A 15607-nucleotide genomic window follows, 5' to 3' on the forward strand; every position below is an offset into this window, starting at 1 on the left:
CTCACCATGAACAAGTCGGCGCTCCGCGCTCTGCTCCGCGAACGACGTGCCCTCATCGCCCCCGAGTCACACGGCTTCACCCGCCCCACCGGTCAGGGCAGGCGTGCCCGGGGTCTGTCGCAGCACCAGGTCGACCAGCTCCTGCACCGGGCACTCGGCACATACCACCGCCTGGAATCCGGCAACTACCCCAACCCGCCCACCGGTCTCCTTCGTGACGTGGCCCGCCTGTTCGGACTCAATGAGCAGGAGTGGGTGTCGCTGTGCCGGTACGCGCTGCTGCAGGATCCGCCGGGGCCGCTGCATCCGACATCGGGGAAGGAGATCCCGGGTGTGTGGCAGGAGGCAGTGGCGGGCATACGGCACATCGCGTACGTCTCCGACGCGTCCTGGGATCTCCTCGCCTATAACGAGCCCTTCGCCGCGCTCTTCCCTGACAGGGCCGTCCCGAGCAACACCATGCGCTGGATGCTGCTCGACGGACGCGGGGTGCTGACCGACTGGCACACCGCCTGGGCCCCCCTGGTCATGCCGCAACTGCGCGCCGCACTCGCCGCACGCCCGGAGGACGACGTCCTGCGTCAGATCGAGAAGGAGATCCTCGCCGATCCCGATGCCGCCCCGATCTATCAGGCGGGCCACGACTCCTTCCCGCACCCCGACGGCGACGAACGCCCGCTGCTCCATGCCGAGATGGGCCCCGGCTGGGTCACGATGTGCGCCGCACAGCCCATGACGGCACCCGGAGCCCGGCTGATCATTCTCGTGTTCCACCCCGGCACCCAGCGCGCCCATCTCCGTGCGCCCATGCTGCGCGCGCACTGAGCAAGGCACGTACCACTCCCACGAGACTCATGATCCGGAGGAGACTCGTTCAGCGCGGTGAAGTACGTTTGCCGCACCCTGAACATCCGCCCCGACCCTCGTGGGAGTCACGTCGTGCCTGCCTATGTGTCGAGACCGCAAACAGTCTTCGGCGACCACAAGGTCACCACCGCCGAGATCACGGACGACATACGCCTCCACCACGCGGACCATCCCCGGCTCGGCGCGATCGTGCGCGCCGTCGGCAACTGTGGAGTCGTCACCCGCTACTTCACCCGCCCCGTCGCCGCCCCCACGGTCTCGGGGCGAGCGGAGCTCGTCGAGCGTGCCACCGTCGCGTTCGAGGACTCGCTGGCCATGGCCGAGCGCGCCTCGATCGCGGCACTGGACGCGGCGGGCCTGGCCCTCGCGGACATCGACGCGATCGTCACCGCCCACTGCACCGGCTGGGCCGTGCCCAGCCTGGACATCGGCCTCGTGGAGCGGCTCGGGCTGCGCCCCACGACCCGGCACATCGCGCTCACCACCTACGCCTGCGCCGGCGGGGTCCAAGCCCTCATCCGTGCGGCCGACATCGTGGCCGCACGGCCCGGCAGCAAGGTGCTCGTGGTGGCCGCGGAGGTCATCTCCAGCGTCTACCACCACAGCGACACCAGCATCGAGTCCATGATCTACAAGGCGCTGTTCGGGGACTCCGCCGCCGCCACGGTCGTCACCAGCACTCCGCTGGGGCAGGGGCTGGCCATCGACGACAGCTTCGAGTACGTCCTGCCGGACAGCCTCGACCGCTACCGCGGCCGGATGGCCCTCGACGGGTTCCACTTCAACTCCACCAAGAAGGCCCTGGCCGCCGCCGACGACGTGCTGCCCGCCGTCGTCGACTGGCTCGGGCCCGGGTCCCTCGACTTCGGTGTCGTCCACCCTGGCAGCCCACGCATCATCTCGGACAGCGCCCGCGCCCTGGGGCTCGACGACCACGACGTCCGCCACTCCACCACCACGCTCGCCGACGAAGGCAACCTCGGCGGCGTCAGCGTCCTGCGCATCCTTGAGCGCACCCACGCCGAGCCACCCGAGGACGGCACCCGGGGCGCCATGGTCGCCTACGGCCCCGGCTTCGCCACCGCGGCGCTGAACTGCCACTGGCGCGCGTAATACTCGGCAGCCCGCGCCCTCAACTCCTCGACCGGGCGACGGCGTCGACAGCTCCCTCCGGCGGCCGCGGAACCAGCAGCGCTTCCTGTTCGAAAGCCCACCGTGCCGCCCCACCCAGCAACCCGATGGTGTCGGGCACAGAGCCACCGCCGCCATCGAGGTGCCGGTACTCGATCGCCGTGAGAATCACGATCCGCTCGGGGATCCCGAGATGCGGATGGAAGTCTGCGGCCAGGATCTCCGACGCGGCCTCGTACGCCTCCATCCCCTTGGCGTACCGCTCGTGCACCATGCCTTCGAGCTCTCGGAGATACCCGATGTAGGAACGCACTTGGGCGGGTCCGACCACGGGTCCGTGACCGGGGACCACCACCTCGGGCTCCAGGGCGAGGATCTGCTCGCTTGCACGGATCACCCCGCCGAGCGGGCCCTGCCAGTGCACCGGGTGGTCGTCCACGAAGAGCACGTCGCCGGCCAGCACGACCCGCTGCTGCGGCAGGTGGACGATCAGGTCGCCGGCGGTGTGGGCGGGGCCGACCTCGATCAGCCGCACCTCGGTGGCACCGACCCGCAGTGTGTGTGTCCCGCTGAACGTCGTGGTGGGCGCGACCACGTCGAGTCCCGTGTAGTCGTAGCGCCCGAAGTGCTTGCGCGCGTACCAGCCCACCGGCTCGTCGGGAGAGCTGTCGCGCACCAGCGCGTGCGTCTGCCGCGGCGTCGGTTCGCTGCACAGCCGCTCGAGGTTGGTGTCCGTGCTGATGATCTCGGCACCGGTGAAGTACGCGTTGCCGAAGGTGTGGTCGCCGTTGGGGTGCGTGTTGACGATCCGGGTGATGGCCGCACCCGACGGCAGCACACGCCCCGCCGCCTCGGCCAGCGTCGCCGTCAGAGCGGTGGTGTAGGGGGTGTCCACCAACAGTGCCTGGTCCTCCGAGGAGATGACCGCACAGTTGGCCAGACCCCACAGACCGACGGCCTCCGGCAGCCACAGGTGCAGGCCCGCCGCCGCCTCGGTCAGTTCAGTAGGTATGCGCATACGCGCATTCTGATGGCTGCTCAGCCGTGGCACCCTATGAAGATCGCCACATGTACGACCCAACTACGCCACGGCAACGTCTAGTTCGTACCCTTCGGGTGGGACGAGTCGGCATCGTAGAGCACCGTGATGCAGCGCCCTTGCGGCGTGCTGTACGGCATCGCGGCAATCATGGTCGCGTCGCCGGGCCCGTACTTCGGGTGCATGATGCGCCGCCGGGCGCCGTCGGGGTGCAGCGCTCCCTGACTGAGGTTCGCCAGGATCGGCCCCGTCCGCTCGTCGGCCATCACGTCCCGGCGTATGCGTGACAGCGTGGGGTGCTCGGGGTGCTGGGCGAACGCCCCCTCCATCTGCGCAATGACGCTCGGCGCCCAGACCTCGCCCCAGTCCAGCAGGACGTGCCGCGCCTCTTCGGCGAAGAGCATCCACTCGAGCGTGTTCTTCGGCACGCCGTGCTCGAAGACCTGCGTGAACGGCTCGTTGTACAGCCACAGGTTCCAGGCGAAGTCGGTGACGTACATGATCTCCCGCTGCCCGTCCAGCATGCGCTGCCACCCGGCGGGGTTGCTCAGCCCGACCTGCGAGTGCAACGGATGCGGCGGCTGCCCACCCCGCGCGAAGGCCCACATCACCGCGAACTCCTCTTCGCCGAGGCGCAGGGCATCGCCGACGGCGTACAGGAAGTCGTCCTTGAACGTGCGCGCGCTGCGCTCGAACCGCCCGTAGTCGCCGTGCGCGCAGTACAGGAGCCGGTCCAAGTCCCCCTGGGAGAGCCCTTGCACCGGCCGGCCGGGGCGCCCCGCTATCCGCGGTTCGAGCCCCGCTTCGGGGTTGGCGCGACGGATCTCCTCGCGGTCCAGCCGGGCCCGTCTGGACTTCAGCATCTGTTGCAGTGCTCGGGGCTGCATCGGACCTCCTCACCGGACGACGTGACTCGGCTCCCGGGCGAGACGGAAACGCCGCCGCGGGCTTCGGAGTTACGTGCAAGAACTTTCCCCTAGACCCCGGCGGGACCATCCAGCATGATCGAGAGCCGTGACCACACACTATGTGCCGACGTGGTCACTCGCCCGTGGATTCATCGATCCAAGGGTTTCAACTGCCCATCAACAGCGGGCCGTTCGGGTGTTCCCTGCGGAACAGGGGACGGCAGGGCACAACCGAACGGCCCGTCAAGGAGAAAGAAATGAGCCGTTCCGTCCTGGTGACCGGAGGCAGCCGCGGGATCGGCCTCGCCATTGCCGACCGGTTCGCCGCGAACGGGGACCGTGTGGCGGTCACCTACCGTTCCGGTCAGGCACCGACGGACCACTTCGGCGTGCGCTGCGATATCACCAGCAGCGAGGATGTCGATGCTGCTTTCAGCCAAATAGAGGAGAAGCACGGCCCCGTTGAAGTGCTCGTCGCCAATGCGGGCATCACCCGGGACCAGCTGCTGATCCGCCTGGCCGAGGACGACTTCTACGCCGTGCTCGACACCAACCTCACCGGCGCCTTCCGCGTCGCCAAGCGCGCCAGCCGCGCGATGCTGCGGGCCCGGAATGGCCGGGTGATATTCATCGCATCGGCCGTCGCGCTGCGCGGAGAGGCGGGACAGGCGAACTACGCGGCATCGAAGGCCGGACTGATCGGATTCGCCCGCTCCATGACACAGGAACTGGCGAGCAGGAACATCACGTTCAATGTCGTGTCCCCCGGATTGACCGACACCGATATGGTCCAGCAACTCACCGAGGAGCAAAGGGAGGCCATGATCGCGCAGATCCCCGCCCGCCGCATGGCTCAGCCGCACGAAATCGCGGCGGCGGTGCACTTCCTGGCCTCTCCCGAGGCGGCCTACATCAATGGCGCCGTTCTTCCCGTCAGCGGAGGTGCGGGCCTAGGCCACTGACGCAGCCACCGAATCGGCCACTGCCCCGGACAAATCCCGTGGCACTTTCTCGCCAATGCTGCTGAAGTGACCGCATGGATCATCAAGCAGTCCTCGCCGAGTACGACCTCACCGTCCGCCGCGGCGCCCGCCCCGACAGCCCCACCGCCCGGATCGGGAGCGACGGGGCCGTCGTGCGGCAGGACGGGGCCGAGCACGACTGGCACGGCGTGCTCTGGTCCGGCCTCGACGGGGAGTCGGCGGACGCCGTGATCGCCGAGCAGGTGCGGCACTTCGGGTCGCTCGGCCGGGAGTTCGAGTGGAAGGCGTACTCGCACGACCGTCCTGCGGACCTGGGGGCGCGGCTGCTCGCCGCCGGGTTCACGGCCGAACCGGCGGAGACCCTGCTGGTCGCCGAGGTCGCGGGGCAATCCGCCGAGCCGGTGCTGCCCGACGGCGTCCACCTGCTCCCGGTCACGGACGAGGACGGGGTGCGCCTCATGGTCGAGGCGCACGAGAAGGCGTTCGGCGCCGAGCAGGCCGCGCGCGGCGAGCGGATCGGCCGCCAGGTCCTCGCCCGGCTCACCGGGGCGCCGGACGACGTCGTCGCGGTCGTCGCCATGGCCGGTGGCCAGGCGGTCAGCTCGGCCCGGATGGAGGTCGTGCCGGGCACCGCCTTCGCGGGGCTGTGGGGCGGCGGCACCGCCCCCGAGTGGCGCGGCAAGGGCATCTACCGGGCCCTGGTCGCCCACCGCGCCCGCATCGCCGCCGAGCGCGGCATCCGCTACCTCCAGGTCGACGCCACCGAGGACAGCCGCCCGATCCTGCAGCGCCTCGGCTTCGCCGCGCTCAGCGTCACCACGCCGTACGTGTACACGCCCTGAGCCGCCTGTGGCGTGCGGCTGTCACGCGCTCTCCACCAGCTTCAGGATCGCCTCCGTCGTGTCCGTCTCGCCGAGCCGCGGGAAGATCCGCTCCACGCTGTTGCGGTGAGCCTCGGCGTTCATGTCGGTCACGGCGTCGACGGCCACGGTCACGTGGTAGCCGTGCTCGTGCGCCGCGCGCGCCGTCGACTCCACGCCGATGCTCGTCGCGATCCCGGCGAGCACGACCTGGGTGACGCCGCGGCGGCGCAGCTGAAGGTCGAGGTCGGTGCCGTAGAAGGCGCCCCACTGCTGCTTGGTGACGACGACGTCGCCGTCCGCGCGGCCGAGCCCGGCTTCCAACTCGGCCCAGTCGGCGGGCAGTTCGCCGCCGCGCGCGGGCGCGTCGGTGCGGCCGGGGGCACCGCCGGTCACCCGCACCAGGACCACGGGCAGGCCGCGCTCGCGGAAGGCCGCGGCGAGCCGCCCGGTGCGCTCGACGACCTCGGCGGCCGGGTGGACGGTGGGCAGGGCAGTGATGCCCTTCTGGAGGTCGATGACGACGAGGGCGGTCTTCGGGTCGAGTGCGGTGGCGGTCATGGGGGCCTGCTTTCTGTGGTGCGGAGCCCAAGAGGGCTGAGGAATCAGGTCAGTCACGGGTGGCGCGCAGGGCCCGGTCGGTCACCGTGAGGGCGACCAGGGCCAGCGCGAGGACGAGCGCCACGGCCGCCATCAGGTGCAGTCCGCCGTCGTCCGCCCGCTGCCCGTAGGCGAGGCCGATCAGTCCCGACGCGGTGATCGCCCCGAGGTACTGGGCGGTGCGTTGCAGCCCGGCGGCCGCGCCGATGCCGTCGGCGGGCGCGAACTGCTGCACGGCGGCCTGGTTGCCGGTGCCGATGAGCCCCTGCGGGATGCCGAAGCAGGCGCCGGTCACGAGCAGGACGCCGAGCGGGGTGCCGCCCGAGGCGAAGCACAGCAGCCCGCCGCCGACCGCGAGCAGCCCGGCCGCCAGGGTCAGCGGGGCGCGGATTCCCTTCGTACGGGCGCCGAGCAGCGAACACGCCAGGGCGGCCACGGACATGGGGAGCATCACGAGCCCGGTGTGCAGCGAGGTGTAGCCCCGCGCCTCCTCCAGCCACTGTGTGAAGCCGTACATGACGACGTACACGACGAGGTAGCTGAGGCCGTGCCGCAGATAGGTGCGGGCCAGCGCGCGGTTGCGGCCGAGCATGCGCAGGTCGATGAAGGGGTGCGGGTGGCGCAGCTGCCACCGGGTGAGCGCGGCCGTGAGCACGGCTGCGGGGGCGAGCAGCCACCACATCGGGTGGCTCAGGTCGAGCAGGAACACGACGAGGCAGGTCAGGGCGCCGGTGAAGAGGAGGATGCCGAGGGAGTCGAGCGCGGGGGCCCGCTCGGCCCGCTCTGAGGCGGGTGCGGGTGCGGCTGCGCCCTCCGCGGTCGGCCCACGGGGGCGGTCGGCGGGTATCCACAGCAGCGCGCTCGCGAACGCCACCGCAGCGACCGGCACGTTGACCGCGAAGATCCCCCGCCAGCCCGCCGTCGCGACGAGCAGCCCGCCCAGGGTGGGGCCGATCGCGGCGCTGCCGAGCGCAGCGAAGGAGAGCCTCCCGAGGACGGTGCGCGGGGTCGGGGTGCCGAGCCTGCGGGACTCGTCGCGCAGGACCGCCATCGCCGCCGGGTACGCGGCGGACGTGCCGACGCCGAGCAGCAGCCGGGAGACGAGGAGCCAGCCGAAGCCGGGCGCGCACGCGCCGACCAGGCCGGAGGCGGCGACGACCACGAGTCCGCCGAGGAAGACCCGGCGCGGCCCGACGCTGTCGGCGAGCCTGCCGAGCACGGGCTGGGCGACGGCGCTGGCGAGGTAGAGGACGGAGACGAGCCAGGCGGTGTCGGCGGCGCCGACACCGAGGTCGTGCCCGATGGCCACGAGGCCCGTCGAGATCATCGTGGTGTTGAGCGGGTTGAGCAGGGAGCCGAGCAGCAGGGGCGCGGTCAGCCGGGCCCCGAAGCCCGGCCGGCCGCCGTCCACCGGCGCGGTGGAGCGCGCGGCGGATACGGCGGTCACGGCCGCACCAGCCGCTCCAACAGCGCGACGGCGTCGGCCAGTCGGCGGCGCTCGTCCGCGTCGTACTCCTCGGCGAGGGCGGCCGCCAGCCAGCTGCGCCGGGCGGCCCGGCCGTCGGTGAGGGTGCCGCGGCCCCGCGCGGTCAGCGAGACGACGGACTGCCGCCCGTCGTCGGGGTCGGGGGCGCGCTCGACCAGGCCGAGCTCCTCCAGCGCGCCGACGGTCAGGCGCATCGACTGCGGACGCACCAGCTCGGCGCGGGCCAGGGCCGCCGTGGTGGCCGGCCCGTCGGCGTCGAGCCGGGACAGGACGGAGCGCTGCGAGGGGCTGAGCCCCGCGTCGGGCGCGGCGGAACGCAGCCGCCGCACGACGAGCCGGACCGCGGTGGCGAGGTCGTCCGCGAGCTGCTCGGGAGCGGGTTCGCGGGGTGCACCGGGTTCACCGGTCTTTTCGGGCATGCCTCAACCGTACGAGATAGACAGGAAGCCTTGCAAGTTTGCCTGTCTATCTCGTACGGACCGGACTCCCGACGCCTCAGCGGATCGGCAGCCCCGACAGCGTGCGCGCGATCACCAGGCGCTGGATCTCGCTGGTGCCCTCGAAGATCGTGTAGATCGCGGCGTCACGGTGCATGCGCTCCACGGGGTACTCCCGCGTGAAGCCGTTGCCGCCGAGGATCTGGATCGCCTGGGCGGTGACCTTCTTGGCGGTCTCGCTCGCGAAGAGCTTCGACATCGAGCCCTCGGCGGACTCGAACTTCTTGCCCGTGGTCGCCATCCAGGAGGCACGCCACACGAGCAGACGGGCCGCGTCGATCTGCGTACGCATGTCGGCCAGCTGGAAGGCGATGCCCTGGTTGTCGATGATCGGGCGACCGAACTGCGTACGCGTCTTGGCGTATTCGAGGGCCTCTTCGTAGGCGGCGCGCGCCGTGCCGACGGCCATGGCGCCGACGGCCGGCCGGGACGCCTCGAAGGTGGCCATCGCGGCGTTCTTCACGCGCTCGCCGCCACCGGCCTTGGCGCGCTCCCGCGCGCGGGCGAGGCGCTCGTCCAGCTTCTCCTTGCCGCCGAGGAGGCAGGAGCCGGGGACGCGGACGTTGTCGAGGACGACCTCGGCGGTGTGCGAGGCGCGGATGCCGTGCTTCTTGAACTTCTGGCCCTGGGCGAGGCCCGGGGTGCCCGCCGGGACGATGAAGGAGGCGTGCCCCTTGGAGCCGAGCTCCGCGTCGACGACGGCCACGACCACGTGGACGTTGGCTATGCCGCCGTTGGTCGCCCAGGTCTTCGTGCCGTTGAGGACCCACTCGTCCTTGGCCTCGTCGTAGACGGCACGCGTGCGCATGGAGGCCACGTCGGAGCCCGCGTCCGGCTCGGAGGAGCAGAAGGCGGCGACCTTCACGTCATTGGCGTCGCCGTACATCTGCGGGATCCAGGTGCCGATCTGCTCCTCGGTGCCGTTGGCGATGACACCCACGGCGGCGAGGCCCGTGCCGACGATGGAGAGCGCGATGCCCGCGTCGCCCCAGAAGAGCTCCTCCATGGTCATCGGGATGCCGAGCCCGGTCGGGTCGAAGAACTGCTGGGCGTAGAAGTCGAGGGAGTAGATCCCGACCTTCGCCGCCTCCTGGATCACCGGCCACGGGGTCTCTTCGCGCTCGTCCCACTCGGCGGCCGCCGGACGGATCACATCAGCGGCGAAACCGTGGAGCCAGTCCCGGACCTCCTTCTGCTCGTCGTTGAGCTCCATGGTGAACTCGGCCATGACCCCTCCAGGACTGCGTACATTGCCTGCGTTACTTGCGGTAACCGCAGTCTGTTACTCGCCAGTAGCGCCTGTCAACTCCCGGCAGCCCGTTCGATGCGCACCGCACTGTGGGTGTTACGTTGCGCGTGCGTCAAGCAATCGGCACGGGCGGGGAGAAGAGACACGCTTATGGAGACCACGCAGCGGACCGATCAACAGCGGTCCGCGGAGCAGCGGCGGCGGGAGCTGCTGGAGGCGGCCGACCGGGTCGTGCTGCGCGACGGCCCGGGCGCCTCCATGAACGCCATCGCGGCCGAGGCGGGCATCACCAAGCCCATCCTCTACCGGCACTTCGGCGACAAGGGCGGCCTCTACGCCGCGCTCGCCAAGCGGCACACCGACGCCCTCCTGGAGGCGCTGCGCGCCGCGCTTGACGCCCCCGCCGAGCGCAGGGAGCGGGTCGAGGCGACCCTCGACACCTACCTCTCGGCCATCGAGGCCCGCCCCCAGGTCTACCGCTTCCTCATGCACCCGGCCGAGACCGGCACCGCGGGCGAGGGCGGCTTCGACGTGGGCCTGCACTCCGCCCCGCTGCTGCGGCGGCTCGGCGAGGAGCTCGCCGAGGTCATCGAGGAGCGCGTCGACCTCGGCCCGGAGAGCGCCGAGCTCGCGCGCGTGTGGGGCCACGGGATCGTCGGCATGATGCACGCCGCCGGTGACTGGTGGCTCGGCGAACGGCCCGTCCCGCGCGCGCAGTTGGTGCGCAGCCTCGCGGACCTGCTGTGGGGCCGCCTCGCCGCCGCGGGCAACCGGGTGGACGGCCCCGGGTTCTGACGCGGCCGGTGGGTCCGGCTCAGCGGGCCCACTCCGCCCTCGCCGCCTCCCGCAGCACCTTGCGCCGCCGCCAGCCCGTGACCCGGTCCGTGTAGACCGTGCCGTCCAGGTGGTCGCACTCGTGCTGCAGGCAGCGCGCGAACCAGCCCGTCCCGTGCACCGTCACCGGCTCCCCCAGCAGGTCGACGCCCTCCACGACCGCGTGGTCGAACCGCGGCGTGCCCGCTTCCAGGCCCGGCAGCGACAGACAGCCCTCGGGCCCGCGCACCGTCTCCCCGTCCGCCTCGACGAGCCTCGGGTTGACCACGTACCCGAGATGGCGGACCTCGTCATCGTCGGGGCAGTCGTACACGAAGACCCGTCGGTCCACTCCGATCTGGTTCGCGGCGAGGCCCACGCCCCGTGCCGCGTACATCGTGGCGAACATGTCCTCGACGAGTCGGGCCAGTTCAGGGCCGAAGTCGGTGACGTCGGCGCAGGCGGTGTGCAGCACCGGATCGCCGAGCAGGGTCAGGGGTCGTACGCGCCCTGAGGCGCCCGGGATCGAGCCGTGTCGCATGGCGGCAAGGGTACGGTCGAGCAGCGTCCCCGCGTGGGGGCGGGTGCCGCGGTTCGGGCTTGTCAGAGGATCTCGATAGGCTGAGGTCGAAACGATGCCGGGGGCAGGCGCGGCGCCGTACGCAAGGAGGATCCAGACAGATGGCAGGCAACACGGACCCGCTGTCGCCGCGGGCCAAGCTGGCCGTGACGGCGGGCAAGGCGGCCGCGGCGGTGTCGCGGGCCGCGGGCCGCGGCAGCGGATCGGTGATCGGCGGCAAGGTCGCGCTCAGGCTCGACCCCGAGCTGCTCGGACGGCTGGCCACGCACCTGGACGTGGTCCTCGTCTCGGCCACGAACGGCAAGACGACCACCACCCGCCTGATCGCGGAGGCGCTCCGGGCCAGCGGCCCGGTCGTGTCGAACGCCCTCGGGGCGAACATGCCCGCCGGCATCACCTCGGCCCTCGCCGGCGGCTCGGACGCCCGCTTCGGCGTCATCGAGGTCGACGAGAAGTACCTCGCGGGCGTCGCCCGTGACGTGGACCCGAAGGCGATCGCGCTGCTCAACCTCTCGCGCGACCAGCTCGACCGCGCGGCCGAGACCCGCATGCTCGCCGAGAAGTGGCGCGAGGGACTGGCCGGTTCGAAGGCCGTCGTCATCGCCAACGCGGACGACCCGCTGGTCGTCTGGGCCGCCTCCTCCTCGCCGAACGTGGTGTGGGTGGCCGCGGGCCAGGAGTGGAAGGACGACGCCTGGTCGTGCCCCTCCTGCGGCGGCGTCATGCAGCGCCCCGGGGACGACTGGTTCTGCGGCGAGTGCGGCTTCCGCCGCCCCGCGCCCAGCTGGGTGCTCTCCGGCGACCACGTCCTGGACCCGCACGGCTCGGCCTGGCCGATCCACCTCCAGCTCCCGGGCCGCGCCAACAAGGCCAACGCCGCGACGTCGGCCGCCGTGGCCGCCGTCTTCGGAGTGCCCCCGCAGGTCGCCCTGGAGCGCATGTACCAGGTCCAGGCGGTCGCGGGCCGGTACGACGTGGTGCAGTTCCAGGGCCGCGACTTCCGCCTGCTGCTCGCGAAGAACCCGGCGGGCTGGCTCGAAACGTTTTCGCTGATCGACCCGCCGCCGACCCCGGTGGTGCTTTCGGTGAACGCCCGCGGGGCCGACGGCACCGACACCTCCTGGCTCTGGGACGTCGACTACACCCGCCTCGCCGGTCACCCGATCTTCGTGCTCGGCGACCGCAAGCTGGACCTCGCCGTCCGCCTCGAGGTCGCGGGCCTCGACTTCCGCGTCTGCGAGACCCTCGACGAGGCGGCCCAGCTGGCGCCGCCCGGCCGCATCGAGACCATCGCGAACTACACCGCGTTCCAGGACCTGCGCCGCCGCGTCGGCAACTGACCCCGCGTAAGGACGAATTGAGCATGAGCGACAACAGCCTGCGCCTGGTGTGGGTCTACCCCGACCTGCTGTCCACGTACGGAGACCAGGGCAACGCCCTCGTCGTGGAGCGCCGCGCCCGCCAGCGCGGCCTCAACGTCGAGCGGTACGACGTCCGCAGCGACCAGCCGGTGCCCACCTCCGGCGACATCTATCTGATCGGCGGCGGCGAGGACCGCCCGCAGCGGCTCGCGGCCGAGCGCCTGCGCCGGGACGGCGGCCTGCAGCGCGCGGCCGGCAACGGCGCGATCATCTTCTCCGTCTGCGCCGGCTACCAGATCCTCGGCAACGAGTTCATCAACGACCTCGGCCAGCGCGAGCCCGGCCTCGGCCTGCTCGACGTGGTCTCCACGCGCGGCGAGGGCGACCGCTGCGTCGGTGACGTCCTCGGCGACATCGACCCGCAGCTGGGCCTGCCCGAGCTGACCGGCTTCGAGAACCACCAGGGCATCACGCACGTCGGTCCGGGCTCCCGCCCCTTCGCCCGGGTCCGCCTCGGCCGGGGCAACGGCACGGGTGACGGCACCGAAGGCGCGTACAACGGCACGGTGTTCGGCACCTACATGCACGGCCCGGTCCTCGCCCGCAACCCCCTCATCGCGGACCTGCTCCTGAAGCTGGCCCTCGATGTGAACGCGCTGCCGCCGACGGACGACCGCTGGTACGAGGCGCTGCGCGCCGAGCGCATGGCCGCCGCCCAGCAGCAGCCCGCGTAGTCGTCCGGCACCGTCAGACGCCGCCCGCCGGTCAACTCCCTTGCGGGACGGCCCGCTTGACGCCCCGCCCGCACATCTGAGCGGCGACGTCCAGCTGTCGAACACCCTGTGGCCCCGCCCCCTGCCGCCGGTAGGGTGGCGGGGATCAAACCGGACGACGTGGTCCGGTCCTCGGCCCACGTTGCAAAGGTATTCCGGGCTATGCGCATTGGTGTCCTGACCTCCGGCGGCGACTGCCCCGGCCTGAACGCCGTCATCCGATCCGTCGTGCACCGTGCCGTCGCCGACCACGGCGACGAGGTCATCGGTTTCCACGACGGGTGGAAGGGCCTGCTGGAGTGCGACTACCGCAAGCTCGACCTGGACGCGGTGGGCGGCATCCTCGCCCGCGGCGGCACCATCCTCGGCTCCTCCCGGGTGCAGCCCGCGCATCTGCGGGACGGCGTGGAGCGCGCCAAGGGCCATGTCGCCGAGCTCGGCCTCGACGCGATCATCCCGATCGGCGGTGAGGGCACGCTCAAGGCGGCCCGGCTCCTTTCCGACGGCGGCCTGCCGATCGTCGGCGTCCCGAAGACCATCGACAACGACATCGCCGTCACCGACGTGACGTTCGGCTTCGACACGGCGGTCGGCGTCGCCACCGAGGCCCTCGACCGGCTCAAGACCACCGCCGAGTCCCACCAGCGCGTGCTGATCGTCGAGGTCATGGGCCGCCACACCGGCTGGATCGCGCTGCACTCGGGCATGGCCGCGGGCGCGCACGCGATCGTCGTGCCGGAGCGCCCCTTCGACATCGACGAGCTGGCCCGCAAGGTCGGCGAGCGTTTCTCCGCGGGCAAGAAGTTCGCGATCGTCGTCGCCGCCGAGGGCGCCAAGCCGCGCGCGGGCTCCATGGAGTTCGACGAGGGCGGCAAGGACGTCTACGGCCACGAGCGGTTCGCGGGCATCGCACGCCAGCTCTCCCTCGAACTGGAGGCGCGCCTCGGCAAGGAGGCACGCCCGGTGATCCTCGGCCACGTCCAGCGCGGCGGCACCCCCACCGCGTACGACCGCGTGCTCGCCACCCGCTTCGGCTGGCACGCCGTGGAGGCCGTGCACCGCGGGGAGTTCGGGCAGATGACGGCGCTGCGCGGCACGGACATCGTGATGGTCCCGCTCGCCGAGGCGGTGGAGACGCTGAAGACGGTGCCCGAGGAGCGGTACGCGGAGGCGGAGTGCGTGCTGTGAGCCGCGCTGTGCACGCGCGAGCCCGGATGTAGTTCTCGGCTCAAGCAACCGCCCCCGGTCGTGGCCACGACCGGGGGCGGTTCTACTCTGGTGCACGCACAACCACGCACAACCGGCACGAATCAGGAGCCAGCGGATGGATCACGGCGGGCACGGCATGCAGGGCATGCACGGCATGAACATGGATCTGCCGCCGTTCACGCTGAGCCGGGGCCTCGAACTCTCGGCCGACCCCTTCTTCCTCATCGGCTGCCTCGCTGCCCTCGGCCTCTACGGCTGGGGCGTCGTGCGGCTGGTGCGGCGCGGCGACAAGTGGCCGGTGGGGCGCACCATCTCCTTCGTGCTCGGCATCCTGACCGTGCTCCTGGTGATGTGCACCAAGCTCAACGACTACGGCATGGTCATGTTCAGCGTGCACATGATCCAGCACATGATCATCAGCATGCTGTCGCCGATCCTGCTGCTGCTCGGCGCCCCGATCACGCTGGCCCTGCGGGCGCTGCCGGTCGCGGGCAAGGGCCGCAAGGGGCCGCGCGAGTGGCTGCTCTGGCTGCTGCACAGCCGCTACATGCGGATCATCACGCACCCCGCGTTCACCATCCCGCTGTTCATCGCGAGCCTGTACGCGCTCTACTTCACGCCGCTCTTCGACACCCTGATGGAGTCCAAGACCGGCCACATCGCGATGATGGTGCACTTCCTCGCGGTCGGCCTGGTCTTCTTCTGGCCGATCATGGGCGTCGACCCGGGCCCGCACCGGCCCGGCTATGTCATGCGGATGCTGGAGCTGTTCGCGGGCATGCCGTTCCACGCGTTCTTCGGCATCGCGCTGATGATGGCGACCCAGCCGATGATCGGCACCTATATGCACCCGCCCGCCTCGCTCGGCATCGACCCGCTCTCCGACCAGGAGGCCGCGGGCGGCATCGCCTGGGCCTTCAGCGAGATCCCGTCCGTGGTGGTCCTGGTCGCGCTGCTCTTCCAGTGGCGCAAGTCCGAGGACCGCGAGGCCCGCCGCAAGGACCGCGCCGCGGACCGGGACGGCGACAAGGAGCTGGAGGCGTACAACGCGTATCTGGCCTCGCTGGCGTCGCGCGGCCGCTAGCCCCGCATTCGGCCCCGTATCCCGTACCCCGTACCCCGTACGGTCATCGCAACGGTCATCGCCGGTCAACCGACGATCAGGCTCTAGCGACAATGCCTCCTCCCGGTCCACGATGTTCTTCGGACCTCGGCCCTGGCGCACTCCATGCGCTCGGGCTCCCGGGAGGA

The 15607-nt window shown here is 71.3% G+C and carries 16 protein-coding genes; 9 read left to right on the top strand and 7 right to left on the bottom strand.

Features of this window, described 5'->3' with window-relative positions; translation table 11 throughout:
• The first annotated feature begins 6 nt into the window (after window positions 1-6).
• Together ACQB60_RS39280 and ACQB60_RS39285 are read left to right on the top strand one after the other, a co-directional pair.
• Window positions 7-825 (top strand): MmyB family transcriptional regulator, encoded by an 819-nt coding sequence (locus ACQB60_RS39280; protein WP_496930880.1) that lies wholly within the window; start codon window positions 7-9, stop codon window positions 823-825.
• Between the two features lie 114 nt (window positions 826-939).
• On the top strand, window positions 940-1980 hold the full coding sequence (locus tag ACQB60_RS39285; protein ID WP_496930881.1) for a PhlD: 1041 nt from the start codon (window positions 940-942) through the stop codon (window positions 1978-1980).
• A 19-nt stretch (window positions 1981-1999) separates the two neighbouring features.
• On the opposite strand, the gene ACQB60_RS39290 is transcribed toward ACQB60_RS39285, so the two are convergent.
• Both ACQB60_RS39290 and ACQB60_RS39295 read right to left on the bottom strand, forming a co-directional pair.
• The gene (locus ACQB60_RS39290) at window positions 2000-3016 is read right to left on the bottom strand and encodes an MBL fold metallo-hydrolase (RefSeq protein WP_496930882.1); all 1017 of its coding nucleotides are present in this window, start codon (window positions 3014-3016) and stop codon (window positions 2000-2002) included.
• A gap of 80 nt (window positions 3017-3096) precedes the next feature.
• Window positions 3097-3924 (bottom strand): MmyB family transcriptional regulator, encoded by an 828-nt coding sequence (locus tag ACQB60_RS39295; RefSeq protein ID WP_496930883.1) that lies wholly within the window; start codon window positions 3922-3924, stop codon window positions 3097-3099.
• A 278-nt stretch (window positions 3925-4202) separates the two neighbouring features.
• Here ACQB60_RS39295 and fabG point away from each other — a divergent pair, with 278 nt between their 5' ends.
• Both fabG and ACQB60_RS39305 read left to right on the top strand, forming a co-directional pair.
• Window positions 4203-4907 (top strand): 3-oxoacyl-ACP reductase FabG, encoded by a 705-nt coding sequence (gene fabG, locus ACQB60_RS39300; protein ID WP_496930884.1) that lies wholly within the window; start codon window positions 4203-4205, stop codon window positions 4905-4907.
• Between the two features lie 74 nt (window positions 4908-4981).
• On the top strand, window positions 4982-5770 hold the full coding sequence (locus ACQB60_RS39305; protein WP_496930885.1) for a GNAT family N-acetyltransferase: 789 nt from the start codon (window positions 4982-4984) through the stop codon (window positions 5768-5770).
• 21 nt (window positions 5771-5791) lie between these two features.
• On the opposite strand, the gene ACQB60_RS39310 is transcribed toward ACQB60_RS39305, so the two are convergent.
• The 4 genes from ACQB60_RS39310 to ACQB60_RS39325 all read right to left on the bottom strand — a co-directional run bounded on the left by ACQB60_RS39310 (window position 5792) and on the right by ACQB60_RS39325 (window position 9599).
• Window positions 5792-6349 carry a hydrolase gene (locus ACQB60_RS39310; RefSeq protein WP_496930886.1) on the bottom strand — a complete coding sequence of 186 codons (558 nt, stop codon included), beginning with the start codon at window positions 6347-6349 and terminating at the stop codon, window positions 5792-5794.
• A gap of 49 nt (window positions 6350-6398) precedes the next feature.
• Entirely contained in the window at window positions 6399-7835 is a 1437-nt protein-coding gene (locus ACQB60_RS39315; RefSeq protein WP_496930887.1) for an MFS transporter, read from the bottom strand.
• On the bottom strand, window positions 7832-8293 hold the full coding sequence (locus ACQB60_RS39320) for a MarR family winged helix-turn-helix transcriptional regulator (RefSeq protein WP_496930888.1): 462 nt from the start codon (window positions 8291-8293) through the stop codon (window positions 7832-7834). The genes ACQB60_RS39315 and ACQB60_RS39320 overlap by 4 nt, the downstream gene beginning before the upstream one ends.
• Before the next feature lie 76 nt (window positions 8294-8369).
• Window positions 8370-9599 (bottom strand): acyl-CoA dehydrogenase family protein, encoded by a 1230-nt coding sequence (locus tag ACQB60_RS39325; RefSeq protein WP_496930889.1) that lies wholly within the window; start codon window positions 9597-9599, stop codon window positions 8370-8372.
• Window positions 9600-9770: 171 nt separating this feature from the next.
• Here ACQB60_RS39325 and ACQB60_RS39330 point away from each other — a divergent pair, with 171 nt between their 5' ends.
• Window positions 9771-10415 (top strand): TetR/AcrR family transcriptional regulator, encoded by a 645-nt coding sequence (locus ACQB60_RS39330; RefSeq protein WP_496930890.1) that lies wholly within the window; start codon window positions 9771-9773, stop codon window positions 10413-10415.
• Between the two features lie 19 nt (window positions 10416-10434).
• Here ACQB60_RS39330 and def read toward each other — a convergent pair whose 3' ends face one another.
• Complete coding sequence (def, locus tag ACQB60_RS39335) at window positions 10435-10974, bottom strand: peptide deformylase (protein WP_496930891.1); 540 nt, start codon at window positions 10972-10974, stop codon at window positions 10435-10437.
• Between the two features lie 140 nt (window positions 10975-11114).
• Between def and ACQB60_RS39340 the strand changes: the two genes are divergently transcribed.
• From ACQB60_RS39340 to ACQB60_RS39355, 4 genes are all read left to right on the top strand, one after another.
• The gene (locus tag ACQB60_RS39340; protein ID WP_496930892.1) at window positions 11115-12353 is read left to right on the top strand and encodes a MurT ligase domain-containing protein; all 1239 of its coding nucleotides are present in this window, start codon (window positions 11115-11117) and stop codon (window positions 12351-12353) included.
• 23 nt (window positions 12354-12376) lie between these two features.
• The gene (locus ACQB60_RS39345; RefSeq protein WP_496930893.1) at window positions 12377-13108 is read left to right on the top strand and encodes a type 1 glutamine amidotransferase; all 732 of its coding nucleotides are present in this window, start codon (window positions 12377-12379) and stop codon (window positions 13106-13108) included.
• 201 nt (window positions 13109-13309) lie between these two features.
• Window positions 13310-14335, top strand: coding sequence for a 6-phosphofructokinase (locus ACQB60_RS39350; protein WP_496930894.1), 1026 nt, complete (start codon window positions 13310-13312; stop codon window positions 14333-14335).
• 136 nt (window positions 14336-14471) lie between these two features.
• Window positions 14472-15440: a cytochrome c oxidase assembly protein gene (locus tag ACQB60_RS39355; RefSeq protein ID WP_496930895.1), complete on the top strand. Its 969-nt coding sequence runs from the start codon at window positions 14472-14474 to the stop codon at window positions 15438-15440.
• The last annotated feature ends 167 nt before the right edge of the window (window positions 15441-15607 follow it).

The organism is Streptomyces odontotermitis (genome assembly GCF_050510915.1).
Lineage (GTDB): Bacteria > Actinomycetota > Actinomycetes > Streptomycetales > Streptomycetaceae > Streptomyces.